The sequence below is a fragment of the Glycomyces rhizosphaerae genome (genome assembly GCF_042647865.1).
In the GTDB taxonomy this organism is placed as follows: Bacteria; Actinomycetota; Actinomycetes; order Mycobacteriales; family Micromonosporaceae; genus Glycomyces; species Glycomyces rhizosphaerae.
The window spans coordinates 1-18,945 of the sequence record NZ_JBHRWO010000019.1 but is presented as its reverse complement, the minus strand read 5'-3'; the positions used below and the strand labels follow the sequence as shown (position 1 = coordinate 18,945).

The 18,945-nt window shown below is 69.5% G+C and carries 16 protein-coding genes; 10 read left to right on the top strand and 6 right to left on the bottom strand.

Annotation, left to right across the window (positions count from 1 at the left end):
* Positions 1-75: 75 nt before the first annotated feature.
* The 8 genes from mqnB (at position 76) to ACFO8M_RS18420 (ending at position 11,447) form a co-directional block, all read left to right on the top strand.
* Positions 76-690 carry a futalosine hydrolase gene (gene mqnB, locus ACFO8M_RS18455; protein WP_387978255.1) on the top strand — a complete coding sequence of 205 codons (615 nt, stop codon included), beginning with the start codon at positions 76-78 and terminating at the stop codon, positions 688-690.
* 42 nt (positions 691-732) lie between these two features.
* The gene (locus ACFO8M_RS18450; RefSeq protein WP_387978499.1) at positions 733-1,551 is read left to right on the top strand and encodes a 1,4-dihydroxy-6-naphthoate synthase; all 819 of its coding nucleotides are present in this window, start codon (positions 733-735) and stop codon (positions 1,549-1,551) included.
* A gap of 124 nt (positions 1,552-1,675) precedes the next feature.
* A complete protein-coding gene (locus ACFO8M_RS18445) occupies positions 1,676-2,074 on the top strand; it encodes a cold-shock protein (RefSeq protein ID WP_387978253.1) in 399 nt (132 codons plus the stop codon).
* 206 nt (positions 2,075-2,280) lie between these two features.
* A complete protein-coding gene (larE, locus tag ACFO8M_RS18440; RefSeq protein WP_387978251.1) occupies positions 2,281-3,225 on the top strand; it encodes an ATP-dependent sacrificial sulfur transferase LarE in 945 nt (314 codons plus the stop codon).
* A 534-nt stretch (positions 3,226-3,759) separates the two neighbouring features.
* A complete protein-coding gene (gene yidD, locus ACFO8M_RS18435) occupies positions 3,760-4,206 on the top strand; it encodes a membrane protein insertion efficiency factor YidD (protein ID WP_387978249.1) in 447 nt (148 codons plus the stop codon).
* Between the two features lie 22 nt (positions 4,207-4,228).
* Entirely contained in the window at positions 4,229-4,465 is a 237-nt protein-coding gene (locus tag ACFO8M_RS18430) for a hypothetical protein (RefSeq protein ID WP_387978247.1), read from the top strand.
* Positions 4,466-4,618: 153 nt separating this feature from the next.
* A complete protein-coding gene (gene pulA / locus ACFO8M_RS18425; RefSeq protein ID WP_387978245.1) occupies positions 4,619-10,288 on the top strand; it encodes a pullulanase-type alpha-1,6-glucosidase in 5,670 nt (1,889 codons plus the stop codon).
* 166 nt (positions 10,289-10,454) lie between these two features.
* A complete protein-coding gene (locus ACFO8M_RS18420) occupies positions 10,455-11,447 on the top strand; it encodes a hypothetical protein (protein ID WP_387978243.1) in 993 nt (330 codons plus the stop codon).
* A 41-nt stretch (positions 11,448-11,488) separates the two neighbouring features.
* On the opposite strand, the gene ACFO8M_RS18415 is transcribed toward ACFO8M_RS18420, so the two are convergent.
* Positions 11,489-11,914 (bottom strand): hypothetical protein, encoded by a 426-nt coding sequence (locus ACFO8M_RS18415; RefSeq protein WP_387978241.1) that lies wholly within the window; start codon positions 11,912-11,914, stop codon positions 11,489-11,491.
* Positions 11,911-14,859, bottom strand: a complete 2,949-nt coding sequence (locus tag ACFO8M_RS18410; protein WP_387978240.1) for an AfsR/SARP family transcriptional regulator — start codon at positions 14,857-14,859, stop codon at positions 11,911-11,913. Before ACFO8M_RS18410 ends, ACFO8M_RS18415 begins: the two co-directional genes overlap by 4 nt.
* A 177-nt stretch (positions 14,860-15,036) precedes the next feature.
* Between ACFO8M_RS18410 and ACFO8M_RS18405 the strand changes: the two genes are divergently transcribed.
* Positions 15,037-15,699 (top strand): hypothetical protein, encoded by a 663-nt coding sequence (locus ACFO8M_RS18405; RefSeq protein WP_387978238.1) that lies wholly within the window; start codon positions 15,037-15,039, stop codon positions 15,697-15,699.
* Positions 15,700-15,871: 172 nt separating this feature from the next.
* On the opposite strand, the gene ACFO8M_RS18400 is transcribed toward ACFO8M_RS18405, so the two are convergent.
* From ACFO8M_RS18400 to ACFO8M_RS18390, 3 genes are read right to left on the bottom strand one after another with little or no spacing between them, the layout of a single operon-like run.
* Positions 15,872-16,168, bottom strand: a complete 297-nt coding sequence (locus ACFO8M_RS18400; RefSeq protein WP_387978236.1) for a hypothetical protein — start codon at positions 16,166-16,168, stop codon at positions 15,872-15,874.
* Between the two features lie 21 nt (positions 16,169-16,189).
* Entirely contained in the window at positions 16,190-16,405 is a 216-nt protein-coding gene (locus ACFO8M_RS18395) for a helix-turn-helix domain-containing protein (RefSeq protein WP_387978234.1), read from the bottom strand.
* Positions 16,405-16,887: a DUF2975 domain-containing protein gene (locus ACFO8M_RS18390; RefSeq protein ID WP_387978232.1), complete on the bottom strand. Its 483-nt coding sequence runs from the start codon at positions 16,885-16,887 to the stop codon at positions 16,405-16,407. Before ACFO8M_RS18390 ends, ACFO8M_RS18395 begins: the two co-directional genes overlap by 1 nt.
* 144 nt (positions 16,888-17,031) lie before the next feature.
* Here ACFO8M_RS18390 and ACFO8M_RS18385 point away from each other — a divergent pair, with 144 nt between their 5' ends.
* A complete protein-coding gene (locus tag ACFO8M_RS18385; RefSeq protein ID WP_387978230.1) occupies positions 17,032-18,339 on the top strand; it encodes an NUDIX domain-containing protein in 1,308 nt (435 codons plus the stop codon).
* Here the strand turns inward: ACFO8M_RS18385 and ACFO8M_RS18380 are convergent.
* On the bottom strand, positions 18,336-18,800 hold the full coding sequence (locus tag ACFO8M_RS18380; protein ID WP_387978228.1) for a GNAT family N-acetyltransferase: 465 nt from the start codon (positions 18,798-18,800) through the stop codon (positions 18,336-18,338). The genes ACFO8M_RS18385 and ACFO8M_RS18380 overlap by 4 nt on opposite strands.
* Positions 18,801-18,945: the final 145 nt, after the last annotated feature.

Genomic DNA, 18,945 nt, shown 5'->3' with positions numbered 1-18,945 from the left:
TTTGCGCTGTCCGCGAGGCGATCGCCACGATGCCTGTGGCGGCCGTCCGCACCGGACGCCCGGTAGGTTTGGGCCATGCGAATTCTCGTCGTGTGCGCGGTAGCGGAGGAAGCCCAAGCCATTGAGGCCGGGCGCTCGCTCCGTCATGAGCTGGACGTCCTCGTCTGCGGGGTCGGGCCGGCCGCCGCCGCGGCCGCCACCGCCCGGACCATCGCCGAGAACAGCCAGATGGGCCGCGCCTACGACGTGGTCGTGAACGCCGGCATCTGCGGTGCGTTCCGCGGCCGGGCCCGGATCGGCGACCTGCTCATCGCCACCGACTCGGTGGCCGCCGAACTCGGCGTCGCCCTCCCCTGGCGGTTCCAGCCGATCGACGAGATCGGCTTCGGCACCAACCGGATCGGCTGCAACACCGTCCTGACGGTCGCCGTCGAGGGCGTGCGCGGCGAGATCCTGACCCTCTCCTCGATCACCGGCTCCGACGGGCTCGCCGCGAACCTCGCCCACCGCTACCCCGACGCGATCGGGGAGGCCATGGAGGGCTTCGGCGTCGCCACGGCCGCGCAGCAGGCGGGCCTGCCGTTCGCCGAGATCCGCGCCGTCTCCAACTACATCGGCGACCGCGACGTCGAGAAATGGGACTGGACCGGCGCCCTGAAGACGCTGACCACCGGGATGCGGGAGCTGTAGGCCGTGAACGCACCGAACCCGGACACCGTGCGGGCCGAGGCGCTGCACCTGGCGCACTCGCCCTGCCCGAACGACACCTTCATCTACCATGCGTGGACCTCGGGCCTCATCGACGGCGCACCGGCGACGCGGCTGACGTTCGCCGACATCGACATCACCAACACCGCTTGCGCGCGAGGCGAATTCGAGGTCGCCAAGGTCTCCTACGCGGCCCTGCCCTACCTCGGCGACGAGTGGCGGCTGCTGCCCGCGGGCGGCGCGCTCGGCCGCGGATGCGGTCCGCTCGTCCTCACCGGCGGCGGGATCGAGATCGGCGATCTCGCGGGGAAGCGGGTGGCCGTTCCCTCGGACCGCAGCACCGCGTTCATGCTGTTCAACCTGTGGCTGCGCGACCTCGGCTCGCCCGAGGTGACATGGGAGGTCGTGCCGTTCGACCAGATCATGCCCGCGGTGCAGGCCGGCCGCTTCGACGCCGGGCTGGTGATCCATGAGGCCCGGTTCACTTACGGCGAGTACGGCCTTCAGTCCTTGGTCGACCTCGGCGAATGGTGGGAGGGGAGCACCGGCTGCCCGATCCCGCTCGGCGCCATCGTCGCGAAGTCCCATCTCGACACCGACGCCATCACCGCGGCGATCCGGGCCTCGCTCGACCACGCTTGGGCGCACCCGGAGGCCAGCCGCGCCTATGTGGCCGAGCACGCCCAGGAGATGTCGGACGAGGTGTGCCGCATGCACATCGATCTGTACGTCAACGAGTTCTCGCGGGACCTGGGCAACGAGGGCCGGCTCGCGGTCGAGCGGCTCCTCGGCGGCGCGGCCGAACTGGGGCTGGTCCCGAAGCTCACGATGGCGATCCCTTAAGGTTCACCGGAACCGTGGGGCGTAGCGGGCTCGTGACCCGATCGTTCCATCCCGTCCGTCTCATGCCACGCTAGGCTTGACGGACTCATCAGTTCCCTGCAGACGAGAAGTTCGAGGTTCAGCGGTGCCCAGTGGTCGAGTGAAATGGTTCGACGCCGAGAAGGGATTCGGATTCGTCTCCCGCGATGACGGCGAGAAAGACGTGTTCGTGCACCGCGACGCGCTGCCCGAGGGCGTCGAAGAACTCGCCAAGGGCACGAAGGTCGAGTACAGCATCATCGACACGCGCCGCGGAGTCCAGGCGATGGGCCTGCACGTCGTCGCCACCCCGCAGAACGGCGCGGCCCCGGCGGCCGAGACGCCCAAGCGCTCGCCCGAAGAACTGAACAGCTTGCTGCAGGACATGATCGGCGTCCTCGAGCAGCAGGTGATGCCCCCGCTCTCGCGCGGCCGGCGACCCGACCGCAAGACCGGCGCGAAGATCGCCGAAATGCTCCGAGCCGTCGCGAGCGACCTCGAGTAGACGCACCAACGCTTCCGACGTGGGACGGCGCTCCGCGCCGTCCCACGTCGCTTCTCGCCGCGACTCGCGTTACCGAGTGTTCCTCTAGAATCACCGGATGTCACACCTCGATGTCAGGGTTGTCGACCGGGGGCCCATCGGTTGGGACATATCCGGAATGCCCCAAGAAAACGGTCCGCGACTCGTGGCGGGATAGGCTCTGTGAGGTGACCTCCCAGGCTCAGGCGACTCCCCAGGCGACCGACGCCGCAGACACCGCCGACGACCTCGTCGATGCGTCGACCGACCGTGCCGATGCTTCAGGCGACCTCGGCGGCGCACTCGCCGATCGGGTCGCCGCTCTGCTCGACCGGCTCGCTGCACTGCCCTCGCTCATGGTGGCGTTCTCCGGCGGCGCCGACTCGGCGTTCCTGCTCGCCGCCGCCGTCCGAGCGCTCGGCCCGGAACGCGTCGAAGCCGCCACCGCCGTCTCGCCCTCGTTGCCGCGCATCGAACTCGATCGCGCCAAGGAGTTCGCCGCCGAACTCGGGGTCGCGCACCACGCCCCCGCCACCGACGAGCTCTCCAGGGAGGGCTACCGCGCCAACGCCGGAGACCGCTGTTTCTTCTGCAAGACCGAGCTCATGAGCGTCGTCGCCCCGCTCGCCGCCGACCGCGGCATCGCCGCCGTCGCCACCGGCACCAACGCCGACGACATCCGCGCCGGATTCCGACCCGGCATCCGCGCCGCCGCGAACGCGGGGGCGCTGACTCCGCTGGCCGACGCCGGGCTCACCAAGGTCGAGATCCGCGCCGCCTCGAAGGCCTGGGGCCTCCCCACCTGGGACAAGCCGGCCGCCGCCTGCCTCGCGAGCCGCATCGCCTACGGCATCGAGGTCACCGCCGACGGACTCGAACGCGTCGCCGAAGCCGAGCACGCGCTGCGCCGCGCGCTCGCCGAGGCTGCGATCCCGGTGCGGAACCTGCGGGTGCGCGATATGGGCGACGACACCGCGAAGGTCGAGATCGACGCCGAACTCGTTGCGGCCGTGGCCGAACGGCCCGGCGTGCTCGCGGCGGTGGAGGGTTTTGCCGAAGTGCGGCTCGATGCGCAGGGCTTCCGGTCCGGGGCGATGAACGAGCTGCTGCCGAATCCTGAGCGGTTCCGCTGAGCCGAGGGTCCTGGCCGCATTGACGGTGGAGCGGATGGCAGTGCCTTGGCGGCCCTGCAGTGAAGGCCTGACGGGCGAGACTATCCGGATATTCCGGATATGTTCCGAGCGATGGGCCCCCGGTCAACAACCCTGACATCAGGGTGTGACATCAAGTGATTCAAGAGGAACGCTCGGTAATACGAGCGGGGCGGAACTGGAGAGTGCCCGGTGAGACGGGCCAGCGGCGATCGTCAGTGGAGGATGAGTCCGAAGATCCGCCTCACCGGGTCCATAACCCCTCGGGAACCCCTCATTCCCCGAGGCCCCCACCGTGGGCCTTGAGCCTGAGCGCGCACTGAACCGCCCCTGGCAATTTCCTGATATAGGGGTGTTCAACCCATAACGGACAGTGTGACCACTTCGGATCGTGGTCGGCCTTAACCATCCCCAATCGACACTCTCCCGATCTGATCTGGACCACGTGCCCATACCGCCGCCTCCTGTCTCCTCGGATCGTTCCCGACGCCCCGGTTCGGCGTGTAGAACAGTCCTGTGGAGGTTTCGTGCTGCTCCAGCGCCTACCAGCCGAGCTGCTCGGCCGGATGCGGCGCGCCCCTGGCCGCCTCCTGCAACCCCGGCGGTCCCTGCAATGCCTGCGCGGCGCCCTGCGGCGGCGCCACCGACCCGGGCCCGTTGCATTCGCTCGGCCTGTCGCTCTTCGGGTTCGAGCGGCTCACACCAGAGCGGTTGGCGACGGCCAGAGAGCGGCATCGGCCCGGACCCCGGCGGTTGGGGCTGCATCTCATCGCGGGCTACCGGCGGTGGCTTTCGCCTCGCGTCCCGGTGCAGTGCCGGTTCGTGCCGAGCTGTTCGGGCTTCGGCTTTCGGGCCGTATCGCGCTACGGCCTGTGGGTCGGCGGACGGCTCGCTCTCGGGCGGGTGCTGCGCTGCCGACCGGGGGTGACACCCGGCACCCGTGATCCGGTGTTCGGCCGCTGAGCCGACCGATAAAATCCAGCGCATGAGTGACTCGAACATCGCCGGCAGGCCGTCCGGCAGCGCATCCGACATCGAAGTGGCCAAGATCCGCAGCCGCGCCGTCAAGCCCGGACACCTGGAGGTCGGTGAGTTCACGTCCGGCCACATCGGCGCCTCGTCGCCGTTCGGCAAGTCCGCCTTCCCGCTGCCGGCCCGCACGATCCACTACGAGTACACGGGCCCGGTCGCCACGCGCATCCTGGAGGACGAGCGCCACTAGGCCTCATCCGCAGCCGCAACAGATTGCGAAGGCATTGTAAGAAAATTTCATAGGTGGTATGTTCTTGCGCACACGGGGTGCGCGTCTCGTCGCACGTTCAGCAGCCGAGACGCGGGCCCCGTCCCCCTGTTCAACCCCGGAGGAAGAAGCGCAATGCCGCGTACCGCCCGCATCGCGGCGGGAGTGCTGGGCTCTGCCCTGGTACTGACCGCCTGCACCACCCCTGATCGGCCACCCGGAGACGACGGCTCGTGGAGCGACGAGCCGACCGATTCCCAGCTGGCCTCCCTCGCCCAGGCCACCACTGATGAGGCCGAGCAGTTCTACTTCGTCATGACCGACCGCTTCGCCGACGGCGACGAGTCGAACAACACCGGGGCCGCTGGTCAAATTGACGGCTCGCAAGCTTCGCCGAAGGAGGGCGACTCCCTCACCACGGGCTACGACCCGACGCAGCGGATGTTCTACCAGGGCGGGGACCTCGCCGGAGTCGAGCAGCAGCTCGACTACATCGAAGGCCTCGGCACCACCGCGATCTGGCTGACGCCCGTGGTCGTGAACCAGCCCGTGCAGGTCACGGACAACTGGACCGGCGCCGGCTACCACGGCTACTGGGGCACCGACTTCACCGCCGTCGACCCGCATCTCGGCGACGACGCCCAGCTCCAGAGCCTCATCGACGCCGCCCACGACCGCGGCATGGAGATCTACCTCGACATCGTCGTGAACCACACCGCCGACGCGGTGGAGTACGCCGAGGGCTCGAATGCCTATGTGGCGAAAGAGGACTCTCCCTATACGGATGCCGAGGGGCGGGCTTTCGAGGACGCGAACTACGCGACCTCCGATGAGTTCCCCGAGGTCAACGCGGACTCCTCGGCCTACACTCCGGTGCTCGAGGACGACGAGACCGAGCTGAAATCGCCTGAGTGGCTGAACGACCCGCAGATGTACCACAACCGCGGCGACTCGACCTACACCGGCGAGTCCTCGACGTACGGCGACTTCTCCGGCCTGGACGACCTGTGGACCGAGCGCCCGGAGGTCGTGGACGGCTGGATCGACGTCTACTCGGACTGGATCGCCGACTCCGGCGTCGACGGCTTCCGCATGGACACCGTGAAGCACGTGAATCTTGAGTTCTGGCCGCAATTTCTTGCAGGAATCCGGGAGGCCTCCGACGCGAAGGGCATCGACTTCTTCGCGTTCGGCGAGGTCTACTCCGGCGACCCGAACCTGACGAGCTCGTACGTGCGCCAAGGCGACCTGGACGCCGTGCTCGACTTCGGCTTCCACGGCGCCGCCACCGGCTTCGCGACCGGAGCGGCCGGGGCCGAGGGGCTCTCGACCCTCTATCAGTCCGACGCCCTGTTCACCTCGGACGGGACCGACGCCCTCGCGATGCCCACGTTCGTCTCGAACCACGACATCGGCCGCGTCGGCCGGAACATCGTCGAGACCACGGACGAGGCCACCTGGACCGATCGCGCGATCCTCGCCCAGCAGCTGATGTTCCTCACCCGCGGCCAGCCCGTCGTCTACTACGGCGACGAGCAGGGCTTCACCGGTTCGGGCGGCGACGACTACTCGCGCCAGACCATGTTCGCCTCGCAGGTCGACGACTACCTGGACGACGAGCTCATCGGCACCGACGCGACCCACGCCGTCGACAACTACGACACCGATCACCCGATCTACCAGGCGATCGCGGAACTCTCGCAGCTCCGCGCGGAGCACCCGGCCCTTGCGAACGGCGTCCAGGTGAGCCGTGCCGCCGAGAACGGGGTCTTCTCGTTCTCGCGCGTCAAGTCCGAAGAAGGCGTCGAATACCTTGTCGCCGTGTCGAACTCGACCGAAGCGCAGACCGTCGACGTGGAGACTTACTCAGACACGTTCACGTCGGTGTACGGCGAGGGCTCGATCGAGGCCGCCGACGGCGCCGCCCAGATCACCGTGCCCCCGCTTTCGGCCGTGGTCTTCAAGGCCGACAACGTGATCGGCGCCGCCGATGCTCCTTCGGTGAGCCTCACGGTCGACGCCGAATCGGCCACCACCGCGTACGTCGACGCCACGGTATCCGGCGATCCGCTTGCGCGCGTGGCCTTCGCGGCCTCCGTGGACGGCGGCGAATGGACCTACGTCGGCACCTCGCCCGGCCCGGACCACCGCATCGCCTACGACCTCAACGGTCTCGCCGGCGGCCGGTCCGTCGAGTTCAAGGCCGTGGTCCTCGACCGCGAGGGCCGCAGCGCCTCCGCCAAGGCGACCACCACCGTCGCCACCCCCGAACAGGCGGGCAGCTCCCTGAACTGGGCCAACGTCCACTACGACGGGGACGCCTCCAAGTGGGGCCTGTACGCCTGGGGCGACATCGCCGAGTCCTCGCAGACCACCTGGCCCGAGACGAACGCCTTCGCGGGCGAGGACTCCTACGGGTCCTTCGCGTCGCTCAGGCTCGCCGAGGACGCGAGTTCCGTCGGCTACCTGGTGATCGACGAGGCCGGGAACAAGGACTACGCCTCGGACCGCACGTTCGATCCGAGTGCGACACCGGAGATCTGGCTCAGTGCCGGCTCCGGGGACGTCGCCTATTCGCTGGCCGAGGCCAACGGGTACGTCACCGTCCACGCTCCCGATGACGGCACCGACTGGGGCCTGCACCTCTGGGGTGACGCGCTCGCAGAGGGCGCAGGCACCGAGTGGGACGCGCCGCGCGCGCCCGACGGGACTGATGCATGGGGTCTGTATTGGCATGTGCCCGTTGACGACTTCGACGCCGATCTCGGCTTGATCGTCCACTCCGGGGACGCCAAGCTCGCCGAATCCGATGTCATCCTCAAGCCGTCCACCCTCGGCGAGACCTGGGTGACTTCCACTGGGGCGCACGCCTCGCAGGCCGCCGCCGACGGCAAGGCCGTCATCCACTACCAGCGCCCCGACGGCGACCTCGACGGCTGGACCCTCCACACCTGGGAGGGCGCGGCCGACCCGACCGATTGGACCGCCGGACTCGAGCCCGCGCGCACCGACGCGTTCGGGGCCGTGTACGAAGTGGACCTCACCGAGGACGCCGAGGCGCTCTCGTACGTGATCCACCGCGGCGACGAGAAGGACCTCCCCACCGACCAGCGGCTCGACTTCGCCGAGTACGGCCAGGAAGTGTGGATCACCGCCGCGACCGAGGGCTACGTGCGCCCGGCCGGGGCCTCAACGGACCGCACGCAGGATCTCGATCTCGCTGCGGAGCAGGCGATCTGGCTCGACGCAGACACGATCGCGATGGACGTCGCCCCGACCGACGGCAAGGTCTTCGAGCTGCTTTCGAGCGCCGACGGATCGATCGCCGCCGAGGACGGGGCGCTCACCGGGTCGTACGAGAGCATCGCCCTCACCGCCGCCGGCGGCCTGACCGAGGCACAGCGTCAGGCGTGGCCGCAGTACTGGGACTACAAGGCGTTCAAGGTGAACGCGGACGGCGACGCGATCCGGGAGGCCCTGCGCGGGCAGCTCGTCGCCGTCGAGCGCGATCACACCGGGACGGCCTGGTACGCGACGGGCGTGCAGACCGCCGGGGCGCTCGACGCGGTGTACGACGACGCGCTCGACGCCGACCTCGGCGTGACCTGGAAGGGGAAGAAGCCGACCGTGTCGCTCTGGGCGCCTTCGGCGCAGTCGGTGAGCCTCGAGCTGTTCGACTCGCCCGAGGACACCGAGCCGAGCGTGCACGAGATGGACTTCTCCGAGCGCACCGGCGTCTGGTCCGTCGCGGGCGCCAAGGACTGGGACCGCAAGTACTACCGGTTCGCCCTAGAGGTCTGGCACCCCGCTTCCCAAGCGGTGGAGTCGTACTCGGTGACCGACCCGAATTCGCTGTCGCTGGCGGCGGATTCGACGCACAGCCAGATCGTGAACCTCGACGCCGCCGACCTCAAGCCGGACGGCTGGGACGGTGAGGACGCGCCCGCCGAGGTCGAAACGGCCGCGGCACAGGTGTGGGAGCTCCACGTCAGGGACTTCTCGATCGCCGACGAGTCCATGGACGAAGCGCTGCGCGGCACCTATGCGGCGTTCACGCAGGAGGACTCGACTTCGGTGCAGCACTTGGCGGAGCTGGCCGAGGCCGGGCTCACCCATGTGCACCTGCTGCCGACCTTCGACATCGCCTCGATCCCCGAGACGAGTCAGGCCACCGTCGACTGCGAAATGGACCTGATGGCGGCGAACTCGACCGAGCAGCAGGCCTGCGTCGGGGCCGTGCGCACCGACGACGCCTTCAACTGGGGCTACGACCCGCTGCACTTCAACACCCCCGAAGGCTCCTACGCCACGGAAGCCGATGGGACGCAGCGGATCCTGGAGTACCGGCAGATGGTGCAGGCCATGCACGAACTCGGTCTGCGCGTGGTGAACGACGTGGTCTACAACCACACGGCCGCCTCGGGCACCGCCGACAAGTCGGTGCTCGACCGGATCGTACCCGGCTACTACCACCGGCTCGACGCGAACGGCGAGGTCCAGACCTCGACGTGCTGCGCCAACACCGCCACTGAGCGGCCGATGTTCGACAAGTTCATCGTCGAGTCCGCGGTGCTGTGGCAGGACGCCTACCACGTGGACGGCTTCCGCTTCGATCTCATGGGGCACCACCCGAAGTCGAACCTCCTTGCGGTGCAAGCCGCTCTGGATGAGGACATGCTCCTGTACGGCGAGGGCTGGAACTTCGGGGAGGTCGCGAACGACGCCCTGTTCGAGCAGGCCACGCAGGTGAACATGGCGGGCACCGGGATCGGGACGTTCAACGACCGGATGCGCGACGCCGTGCGCGGCGGGGGCCCGTTCGACGGGGACCCGACCACGCAGGGCTTCGGCTCCGGCGCGTGGACCGACGACAACGACGGCGAAGCGACCGATGATGAGTTGGCGGCGCTGCTGCACGCCCAGGACCTCACGAAACTCGGCCTCGTCGGCAACCTCGCCGACTACGCGTTCACCGCCTCGGACGGCACCGAGACCACCGGTGCCGAGCTGGACTACAACGGCACCGGCGCCGGGTACACCGCCCAGCCCGGTGAGGCCGTGAACTATGTGGACGCTCATGACAACGAGATCCTGTTCGACGCATTGGCCTACAAATTGGACGCCGAGGTGACCGGCACCGAGCGCACGCAGATGCAGGTGCTCTCGATGGCGACGGCGGTGCTCAGCCAGGGCACCGGGTTCTCCACGGCCGGTTCGGAACTGCTCCGCTCGAAGTCCCTCGACCGCGACTCGTACGACTCCGGCGACTGGTTCAACGCCATCCGCTGGAACTGCGAGGGCACTGAGGGATTCGGCTCCTCCAGCAACGGCTTCGGTGCCGGCCTGCCGCCGCAGTGGACGTCAGAGGCCAAGTGGCCCTATGCGGAGGACGCGATCGCCGCGGTCGCGCAGCCCTCATGTGCGGACATCGAGATGGCGAACCAGCGGTACCTGGAGCTGCTCGAGATCTCGTCCTCGACCTGCGCGTTCAACCTCGGCGACGCCGAGGAAGTGGCCGAGCGGGTCTCGTTCCCGCTCTCGGGAACCGAGGACGAGGCGCCCGGCGTGATCACCATGCGCATCGACCTCGACGGCCTCGACGACGCGTTCAAGTCGGTCACCGTGGTGTTCAACGCGAGCCCGGCCGCGGTCACGCAGACGATCGCCGACACGGCCGGTTCGGGTTCGGAGCTCCACCCGGTGCTCCAGGACTCCGCCGACCCGGCGTTCGCCGAAGCCGCGTTCGATGACGCGACAGGGACCTTCACCGTTCCGGGCCGCACGGTCGCGGTGTTCGCAAGCTAAAGAATGGTGATGATTCGCTAACGAAACCAGCCTTGACAAGGCGGGAATACTAGGGACTAGTTACGGATCCCTGGAACCGGGGCGGGTGCGACACCCGTCCCGGTTCAGCGTTTTCTCAACAAGACAGAGGGGGACAGTCGTCGCGGGTGCCGGTTACGATCGGTCCATGACGTACCCCCCGCAAGACCCCGCCGGCGGCCAGTACGGGCAGTCCCAGCCGGGCGCGCAGCCGCCCGCGGGGGGCTACGCCCCAGGGCAGGCCGGCGGCGAGTCCTATCCGACCTCGCATCTGCCCGGGCAGCCCCAGTACCCGGGCCAGCCCGAGAGCCAGCCGGGCCAGTCGCCTTACGCGCAGCCCGGCTACGACCCGGCCGGATACCCGAACCCCTACGCCCAGTACGGCGCCCCGCCGGTGCAGGAGCCCGCCAAGAGCGGCGCCGGCACCACCATCCTCGTCATCGGCGTCGTCCTGCTCATGATCATCGGCGGCGTCGCCGGATACTTCCTCCTCGGCGACGACAAGGACACGGGCGAACTGAACGCCGGGAACGACAGCACCACCTCCGAGAGCACCGCGCCCGAAGAGGAGGAGGGCGGCGGCGAGGACCCCGACGAGGAGTCGGCGCCCGCCCCCTCCGGCACCCACCTCGCGGTGGCCTCGCTCGGCTCGGTCACGCCGATCCCCGGCGAGGGCTGGACCTGGATGTACGGACCCGGCGAGCCCTACGGCCTGATGAACGACTCCGAGGGCTACCTCCTGTCCCACGGCGGCGACTGGATCTCCTACTTCGGGGTCGGCGTGTTCAACGGCGCAGCGGCCCCCTACGACCCGACCGACCTGAACACGACCGTTGCGGGCGCCGCAGAGGTCTGGCTCGCCGACGGGTTCGACACCGTCGAGGGCTACCAGCAGGGCGAGATCACCTACACCGCAGTCGAAGTGGACGGCCGCCCCGGCGTGCTCGCCGAGTGGCGCAACGCCTGGACCTCGTCCCCCGACACCGCGGACCTGTACGAGGACACCGCGGTCCTGGTCGTGGACGTCGACGGCGTGAACGGGTTCGTCGGCATCGCCAGCGTCTCCCAGTCGGCCGAGACGATGTACGCCCCGGCGGTCGAAGCGCTCCTGGCGACCGACTTCGACGCCGAGACCGCTTAAGCCACAAGGGTTTTGCGAAGGGCCGCGCCTTCGGGCGCGGCTCAAAGACGGCGGTGTCGGCCCTTGCGCGGCCCATCCGGCGGCACCTCGCGCCCGTCCCGCAGCTCGTCGAACAGGCCGATCAGCTCCGCCGCCGACTCCAGGGCCTCCGGGTGCCGCTGCAGGTGCATGGCCTCGTCCTCGGTGAGGTGGTACGCGCGCAGCTGCACGCCGCATTTCGTGACGATCAGCGGACCGAGCCTGACCACCGCCTCCGAATAGCCTTGCAGCGCATCGATCAGGCTCACGACCGCTGTCACCTGGTCCCGGTCGAGACCGGGCGGGACGGCCGACGCCGCATCCTGTCGCGGCCGGGCCTCGACCACCTTGGCGATGTCCCCGAGCCCCACGGCCCGGCCCGACTGCTGCGGGCCGAACTTGAACAGGCGCCGCCATCCTTGAGCGCCCTCGGGGGTCGCGTCGCTCACTGATCGGCCCTCTCGAACGGGGACGCCGGTTCCAAGACCTCATACCCGAACGCGTGCAATGCGTTTTGCACGGCCGCTTCGACCCGCTCGTGCCCGTCGGGCGAATCCAGGGCGATCAGCCCGCCCTCGACGGCGGCCTGGCCCCTCCCGGGGGCCTCGAGTCGTCGGCGGACGCGCGCGAACTCGTGGTGCGCCCGGTATTCGCGGTAGACGGCCTCGGCCGCCCTCCACCGGGCGATCGCACCCTCTTCATCGCCCAGTGACGCCAGGACGTCGCCGACGAGCTCGTCGACGTAGGCGACGTTCGCCTCCTGCCCGTACTCGGTGAACCCCTCACGGGCGAGGGCGTAGTGGCGGAGCGCATCGTCGAAACGCCGGTCGAGCTGGGCGACATGGCCGTACCCGAGATGGCTGTGCGCGACCGCAAGCGGCGCACCGACTTCGAGCGAGGCCGCCATCAGCTCGTCGTACCGTCTCCGAGCCGCGTCGAGATCGCCGAGTTCGGCGGTGTGCCAGCCGACGACCCAGCTCGCGCGGTACGCCCAGATGCGATCGCCCGCCTCCTCGAACAGGTCGAGGGCCCTGGCGGCGTACTCGACGGTCTCGGCGTCGTCGCCTTCCCGAGCGGCGTGGACGGCGATCCCGAAGGCCACGAAGCCCTTCGCCCACGGCTCCTCGACATCGTCGGCGAGGGCCAAGGCGCGCTCGATGAGTCGGGCGGCCTGCTCCTGGTCGCCGTGCAGCATCATCCCGGCCGAGAGGTAGCCGAGGGAAATGACCTGGCCGAAGCCGTCGCCGATGCGCTCGGCCGCCGCGAACGCCGCCGTCTGCGTCTCGATCAGGTCGGCGCCGAACGAGCGGTCAAGCATGTACCCGGCCGTGCACCAGGCCAGGCGCCAGAACCTCCCGTCACCTCCCGGCGCGGGCTCGCGGCGCAGGAGCCCGAGCAACACCTCGTACTCGGTGCTGAACCAGTTGGCGGCGGTGGGGAGGTCCGCGATGGGTTCGGGGGTGACGCCGGGGACGGGCTCGCCGACGTCGATGGTGCTGCCGTGGAACAGGAGACGCTGGTCCGCGGTGTTCGCGGAATGGATGAAGTAGTCGATGAGGCGGGCCTCGGCGGCGGCGCGCTCGGCATCGGCCACCTCGTCCTTGAAGCGTTCGGCCGCATAGGAGCGCAGGAGGTCGTGCATCGTGTACCGGCCCTCGCGTGGCTGGTCGACCAGGTGCACGTCGGCGAGTTCGTGCAGGGCCGCTTCGGCATCGGCGGGGGGCACGCCCATGAGGCTCGCCATCGCCGCGACCGTGAGGTCCGGACCGGGGTGGAGGCCGAAGAGACGGAACGCGCGGGCCGCACGACCGCCGAGGGCCTGATAGGAGCATGCGAAGACCGAGCGCGGATCCGAAGCGAGGTCGGTGGAGGTGAGCACCCGGAACACGTTCGTAGTGGTGTCGAGGCGGTCGGCGAGGGACGCCAGCGAGAACTGGGGATGGGCCGCCGCCCACGCACCGATCAGGGTGAGCGCGAGCGGGAGGCGGCCGCAGGAGGCGACGATGCGCAGGACCGCGCGCTCCTCCGCAATCGCTCGGTCCATCCCGGTGCGGCGCACCAGGAGCGCCCACGCGTCGGCATCGGAGAGCAGCTCGAGCGGGACGGCGTCGGCGCCTTCGGTGGCGTCGAGCCCGGCGAGGCGGTCACGGCTGGTCACGAGCGTGAACGAGCCGGGGGCGACGGGCAGGAGCGGGCGAACCTGGGCGGCGTCGCGGGCGTTGTCGAGGACGACGAGGACCTTGCGGCCCGCGAGGACGGTGCGGTACAGGCCGATCCGCTCGTCGAGCCCCGCCGGTAGCTGGTGGGCCTCGACGCCGAGGGCGACGAGGGCCTCGCCGAGGACCGCGCTCGGGTCGGCGCCGGGCGCGAGCGGATCGAAGCCGCGCAGGTTGAAGTACAACTGGCCGTCGGGAAAGCGGTGCGCGACCCGGTGCGCCCAGCTCACCGACAGCGCGGTCTTGCCGACGCCGCCCATACCGGTGACGACGGCCAGCCCGGCCGCGCCCTCGGCTGCCTGGAGGTAGCCGTCCAGCAGGCGCATCTGGTCGGTGCGGCCCGTGAAACGGGTGTTGGCGCGCGGAAGCATCGCGGGGACGCGGCGCGGAAACGCCGGTTCAGAGGCGACGAACGGCGTGCCGGAACCGGCGGGCGCCGGACCGTCCCGGAGGATCGCGGTGTGGAGCTCGCGCAGCACCTGATCGGGGTCGGCGCCGAGTTCATCGGCGAGGCGTTCCTTCAGGACCGCATAGGCTTCGAGCGCTTCGGCGGTGCGCCCGGAGGCGTGCAGGGCGCGCATGAGGAGGGCGGTGAAGCGCTGGCGGGTGCCGTGGACGGCCACGATCTGGCGCAGCTCGTCCACGACCTCGGCGGCGCGGCCCAGCTCGAGGTCGAGGTCGATGCGGCGTTCGAGGAGGGCGAGGCGGTGCTCGTCGTAGCGGCGCCGGATCGCGTCGACGGTGTTGCCCGACAGGTTGGCGAGCGCCGGGCCGCGCCATTCGCCGAGCGCCTCGCGCAGGGCGGCGACCGCCTCGTCGAGCCGTCCGTCCACGCGCAGGCTTCGGGCCCGGTCCTCCTTCGCCCTGCAGCGCAACGTGTCCAGTTCGGCAGTGTCGATGCGGAAGCGGTAGGCGCGGCCGATGGTCTCGACCCGGTCGCGGGCGGCGCCGAGCTTGCGGCGCAGGACGCCGATGGTGTTCTGGACCTGCGTCTCGGGGTCCTGCGGAATGTCGAGGCCGTAGACGGCGCGCACGATGTTCTCGAGCGGGACCACGCTGTTCGCCTCGTCGAGGAGGATCGCGAGCACGGTCGCGGTGTTCCCGCGCGGGATCGCGACCGGGACGCCGGCGACCCGGACCTCAAGGGGCCCTAGGAGGCGCACGTCGAGGTTCTCCATGGTGTTCCGCCTTCACTCGAACCAGGGCACGGGGACATCCAGTCTCCCACAACGCCATAAGTGACGCATTCCTCGAGACGGCGGCGGCGGGGCATGACCGATCGGTGACCGATCCGTGAGCGGGCCGGTCACGATGCCTTCTGTCAGCGCCTTTGTCGTGCATGAGGAGGAAAGCCGATGAACCGGATCGAGATCCCCGAGGATTACGAGGACCGCCTGGCCGCGGGGCGCCACGCCGCCGCCAGGCTGCCCGCGGGGGCGGTGCGCGACGGGGTCGACCGCGCTCTGGAGGCGGCCCCGAGCCGCGAGCGGTACGAGCAGGCCGCGGACCTGGCCGAGCGCGCGCAGGCGCTGGCGGAGGAGCTGGCGCAGCGGGGCTTCGATGGCACCGACCCGGACCGGGTGGCGTGGCTGCGCCTGGATTACCTGGGCCGCTTGCAGTCGCTGTCGCTGAGCCCGACCATTGACCGCTTGAGCAACCCTGCGGTGGCGGACGCGATCCAGGCGGCCTGGACGTCGGCGGAGGCGGCACGCTCAGAGCACGTGCTGCATCTCGAACGCACCCACGCCGATCTGATCGCGGCCCGCGTCCCCGACAGCGGCGGCGACGAGCTCCGCGACCGCATCGCCCGCTGCTCGCACGAGCGCTTCGCGCACACCACCGACGACGACCTGTGCTCTGCGGAGGTCAATGTGGAGGGTCGCTTGACCGAGTTCAAGTTCCTGGTCCCGAACGCGACCCTCGACACCGAGTGCGAGGACCTGTCGGTGCAGGCGACGGCCACTATCCAGACCGCGCAGGCGAAAGCGGTGGAGCGCCTCGGCGAGATCCTCGCCTAGGGCCTGTCCTGTGAATCCAGGCGAGGTGGAATCCGAGTCCATTTGTTCGCTCGCAAGGCGGAGGGGCCTTCGAATACCGGTGTTGTATTCGAAGGCCCGACAACGCAGCGAGCGGGCGAATGGGCCGGACACCGCCCGGCCGGATTCACAGGACAGGCCCTAGCCCTCCGGCTCAGGCGATCCGGACGGGGAACAGGACCGTGCTCGCCACGGTGCGGTCGCGTTCCTCGGCGAGGGCGAGGCGGCGGGGGTCGGCCATGTAGGCGTCGATGGCGGCCTGGTTCGGGAAGCGGTAGACGTGGACTTCGTGGGGGTTGCCGTCCGCGCCGTCGCCGATCGCGCGTGACACGAGCTCGCCCCCGTGTTCGGGGACGAGCGCGGTCACCTTGGTTTCGTATGCGGCCATGGCCACCTCGGCGCCGGGCAGGGCGCGGAGGAGGCAGCACAGCTCGATCGGGGCGTCGGTCATGGGGACCATGATGCCCCGGCGTCAGGCCTCGTCGTCGGGAACCCAGCGGAGGACGTCACCGGGCTGGCATTCGAGGACGCGACAGATCGCCTCAAGTGTGGTGAAGCGGACCGCTTTGGCCCTGCCGTTCTTCAGGACCGCGACGTTGGCGGGCGTGATCCCCACGGCCGCGGCGAACTCGCCGACCGACATGTTGCGTTCGGCGAGAAGCACATCGAGGTCGACGATGATCGGCATCAGACGACCTCGGCCATCTCGGTCTCGAGGTCGGTGGCCTTGCGGAGGAGGCCGCGCATGACGACCATGAGCATCGCCAGGCAGGCGCCCCCCGCAGCGCAGGCGACGGCGAGGAGTCCGGCGCTGATGAAGGCCATCTCGGTCATGTCCGTGAACATGAGGTGCACGGCGACGCCGAACGACAGGGCCGTGGCGGCGACCGCTGCGCCGATGATGATGTCGATCCAGCGGAAGGCCTTCGGGCTGAAGATCGCGTCGCGTTCGGCCATGGCGAGGAGCTTCCAGACCGCGGCCATCGCGACCTGGACGCAGACGACACCGAGGATGCCAAGTACCAGGTAGGCCGTGACGTAGCGCTCGGGGAGGAAGCGGCGCAGCTCGTCGACGCCGGAGTTCGGGATGACGATGGCCTGCCCGAAGAGGCTGAAGAGGAAGAGCGCGGCGATGCCGGCGCGGAGAACGATGGTGAAGAATTTGCTCATGCATCGATTATCGATCGATTTCTATCGAAAATCAATAGGTGTCGTCCGGTTGGCACGAAACCGGGAGCGATCGACTTGCACTGGGAGACAAGGATTGCCGCAATCCGGTCGCGGCACAGGCGCCCTGGCGGGCAGGATGTGGACATGACTGAAGCGAATCCCTTGGGGCGATGGGAACCTGCCACCCCGGACGAGGTCCGGGATCTGCTCGCGGCGGTCGACGCGCCGTGGTGGATCGCCGGCGGGTACGCGATCGAGTTCGCGGTCGGCGAGCCGTTCCGCGAGCACGGCGACGTCGACGTGCTGCTGCTCCGCCGAGACCAGCTCGAGGCGCAGCGCGCGCTGCCCGATTGGGAGTGGTGGGCCGCCGACCCGCCAGGAACGCTGCGGCCCTGGGCGCCTGGCGAGATCCTGCCGCCCGAGGTCCACGACATCTGGTGTCGCCGGGGCCCGGACGAGCCGTGGTGCTTCCAGTTCATGCTCGATGAGGCCGACGGCGAGGAATGGGTCTCGCGCCGCGACCCGCGCATCCGGCGCCCGATCGCGGAGATCGGCCGCACCAGTGCCGACGGCCTCCCATACCTGGCCCCCGAGATCCAACTGTTCTACAAGTCGCACGGCCTGCGCCCCAAGGACGAGGAGGACTTCGCGGCAGTGCTGCCGGTTCTGACTGCGGAACAGCGCCAATGGCTTCGCGGCACGATGACCAAGGCGTACGGGCAGCATCCATGGCTGGACCGGCTTGGCGAACACACCGATTCGGTCGATGAACGGCTTTGGCGGGAAGCCGATTCGGGAACTGCAGAGGTTCGTCGGCTCACCGGCGGGCGGCCGTTCTGCGCGGGGGTCCTGCTGGTGCGCGATGGCAGGGTGCTCACGACCTTGGCCGCCGACGGGGTCGATGCCGTGGACGCGAGCGGCACCGACTGGTTCGTCGGCGGTGTCGGCGGTGGGCAGGAGCCAGGTGAGGACATCTGGGACTGCGCGCTTCGCGAAGCCCGCGAGGAGCTCGGCGTGCCGGTGCGGCTCGTGCCGTCGGAGCGGACTTACTTGCACGACATCGACGGTGACGAGCTGCGCGAAGCGCGCACGGACGATGCACCGGCACCGTTCATCCTGCAGCGTGTCCGCAATGCCGATCCGACCACGCCGTTTCGGCCTGACCTTCCGGCCGGACCGTTCACCTACTTCTGCATGTTCCTCGCCGAGTTCGTCGACGAGGAAGTGGCGTTCACACCGGACGACCCGGACATCGCCGCCCTGGTCTGGATGCCGCTCAAGGCAGGGGCGCAGATCGGCGAGGGCGTGGCCTTCGCGGATCTGACCGCCGCCGGAGCGACCGTCGCGGCGGGCGGTCCCATCGCGGCCGAGGCCCGGATTCACTTGAGGCGGACGGAAACCCTGCGGGTCGCGGGTCCGCTCCTGGCCGCTGGCATCTCGGGCCGCGATTAAGCACCGGGGAGGTCGAACCGCATGTGCGGCAGCATCCTTCCGGGGATGGACTCGCTGGGGAGCTCACCGATGCGGACCGCGCCGAACTTGGCGTAGAACGATTCGGCGTTCGGGTCGGCTTCGAGCGTGACCGATTGGGCCCCTATCGCTTCGGCGGCGCGAAGCGCGCGTTCGAGGAGGGCCCGGCCCACACCGGTGCCGATGGCGGGCGGGTCCACGAACAGCGATTCGAGGCGGCATTCCGGGACGCTCTCGATCAGGCGATAGAAACCCAGGAGTCGACCCGACTGCTCGGCGACGACGAGCCCGCCGGAGCCGCATACCTGCGGCGAGTACGTCAGCTCGTCGCGGATCGCGTCCAGGAAGTCGGCGCTGTAGCCCCAATGCGCTTTGGAGCGCATCGCCAGGTCGGAGACCAGCGGTGCTTCATCGGCGCGGGCGGAACGGTATTCGATGTCCACCAAGCGGAGTCTACGGATACGGGCGCACGGAGACATCGGCTTCAGCGGCCCAGGCCCCTTGACCGCGGCCTAGCGGCAATGCCGTTCAGTTAAGGGCTGGCGATGATGGCGATGTCGAGGGTGGCTTTGTAGGTTCGCCTGTTCA

Bases quoted from the DNA above. Each gene is read 5' to 3' on its own strand.
- mqnB (WP_387978255.1), top strand. From the start codon at position 76: ATGCGAATTCTCGTCGTGTGCGCGGTAGCGGAGGAAGCCCAAGCCATT.
- ACFO8M_RS18430 (WP_387978247.1), top strand. From the start codon at position 4,229: ATGAGTGACTCGAACATCGCCGGCAGGCCGTCCGGCAGCGCATCCGAC.
- pulA (WP_387978245.1), top strand. From the start codon at position 4,619: ATGCCGCGTACCGCCCGCATCGCGGCGGGAGTGCTGGGCTCTGCCCTG.
- ACFO8M_RS18420 (WP_387978243.1), top strand. From the start codon at position 10,455: ATGACGTACCCCCCGCAAGACCCCGCCGGCGGCCAGTACGGGCAGTCC.
- ACFO8M_RS18410 (WP_387978240.1), bottom strand. From the start codon at position 14,859: ATGGAGAACCTCGACGTGCGCCTCCTAGGGCCCCTTGAGGTCCGGGTC.
- ACFO8M_RS18405 (WP_387978238.1), top strand. From the start codon at position 15,037: ATGAACCGGATCGAGATCCCCGAGGATTACGAGGACCGCCTGGCCGCG.
- ACFO8M_RS18400 (WP_387978236.1), bottom strand. From the start codon at position 16,168: ATGACCGACGCCCCGATCGAGCTGTGCTGCCTCCTCCGCGCCCTGCCC.
- ACFO8M_RS18395 (WP_387978234.1), bottom strand. From the start codon at position 16,405: ATGCCGATCATCGTCGACCTCGATGTGCTTCTCGCCGAACGCAACATG.
- ACFO8M_RS18390 (WP_387978232.1), bottom strand. From the start codon at position 16,887: ATGAGCAAATTCTTCACCATCGTTCTCCGCGCCGGCATCGCCGCGCTC.
- ACFO8M_RS18385 (WP_387978230.1), top strand. From the start codon at position 17,032: ATGACTGAAGCGAATCCCTTGGGGCGATGGGAACCTGCCACCCCGGAC.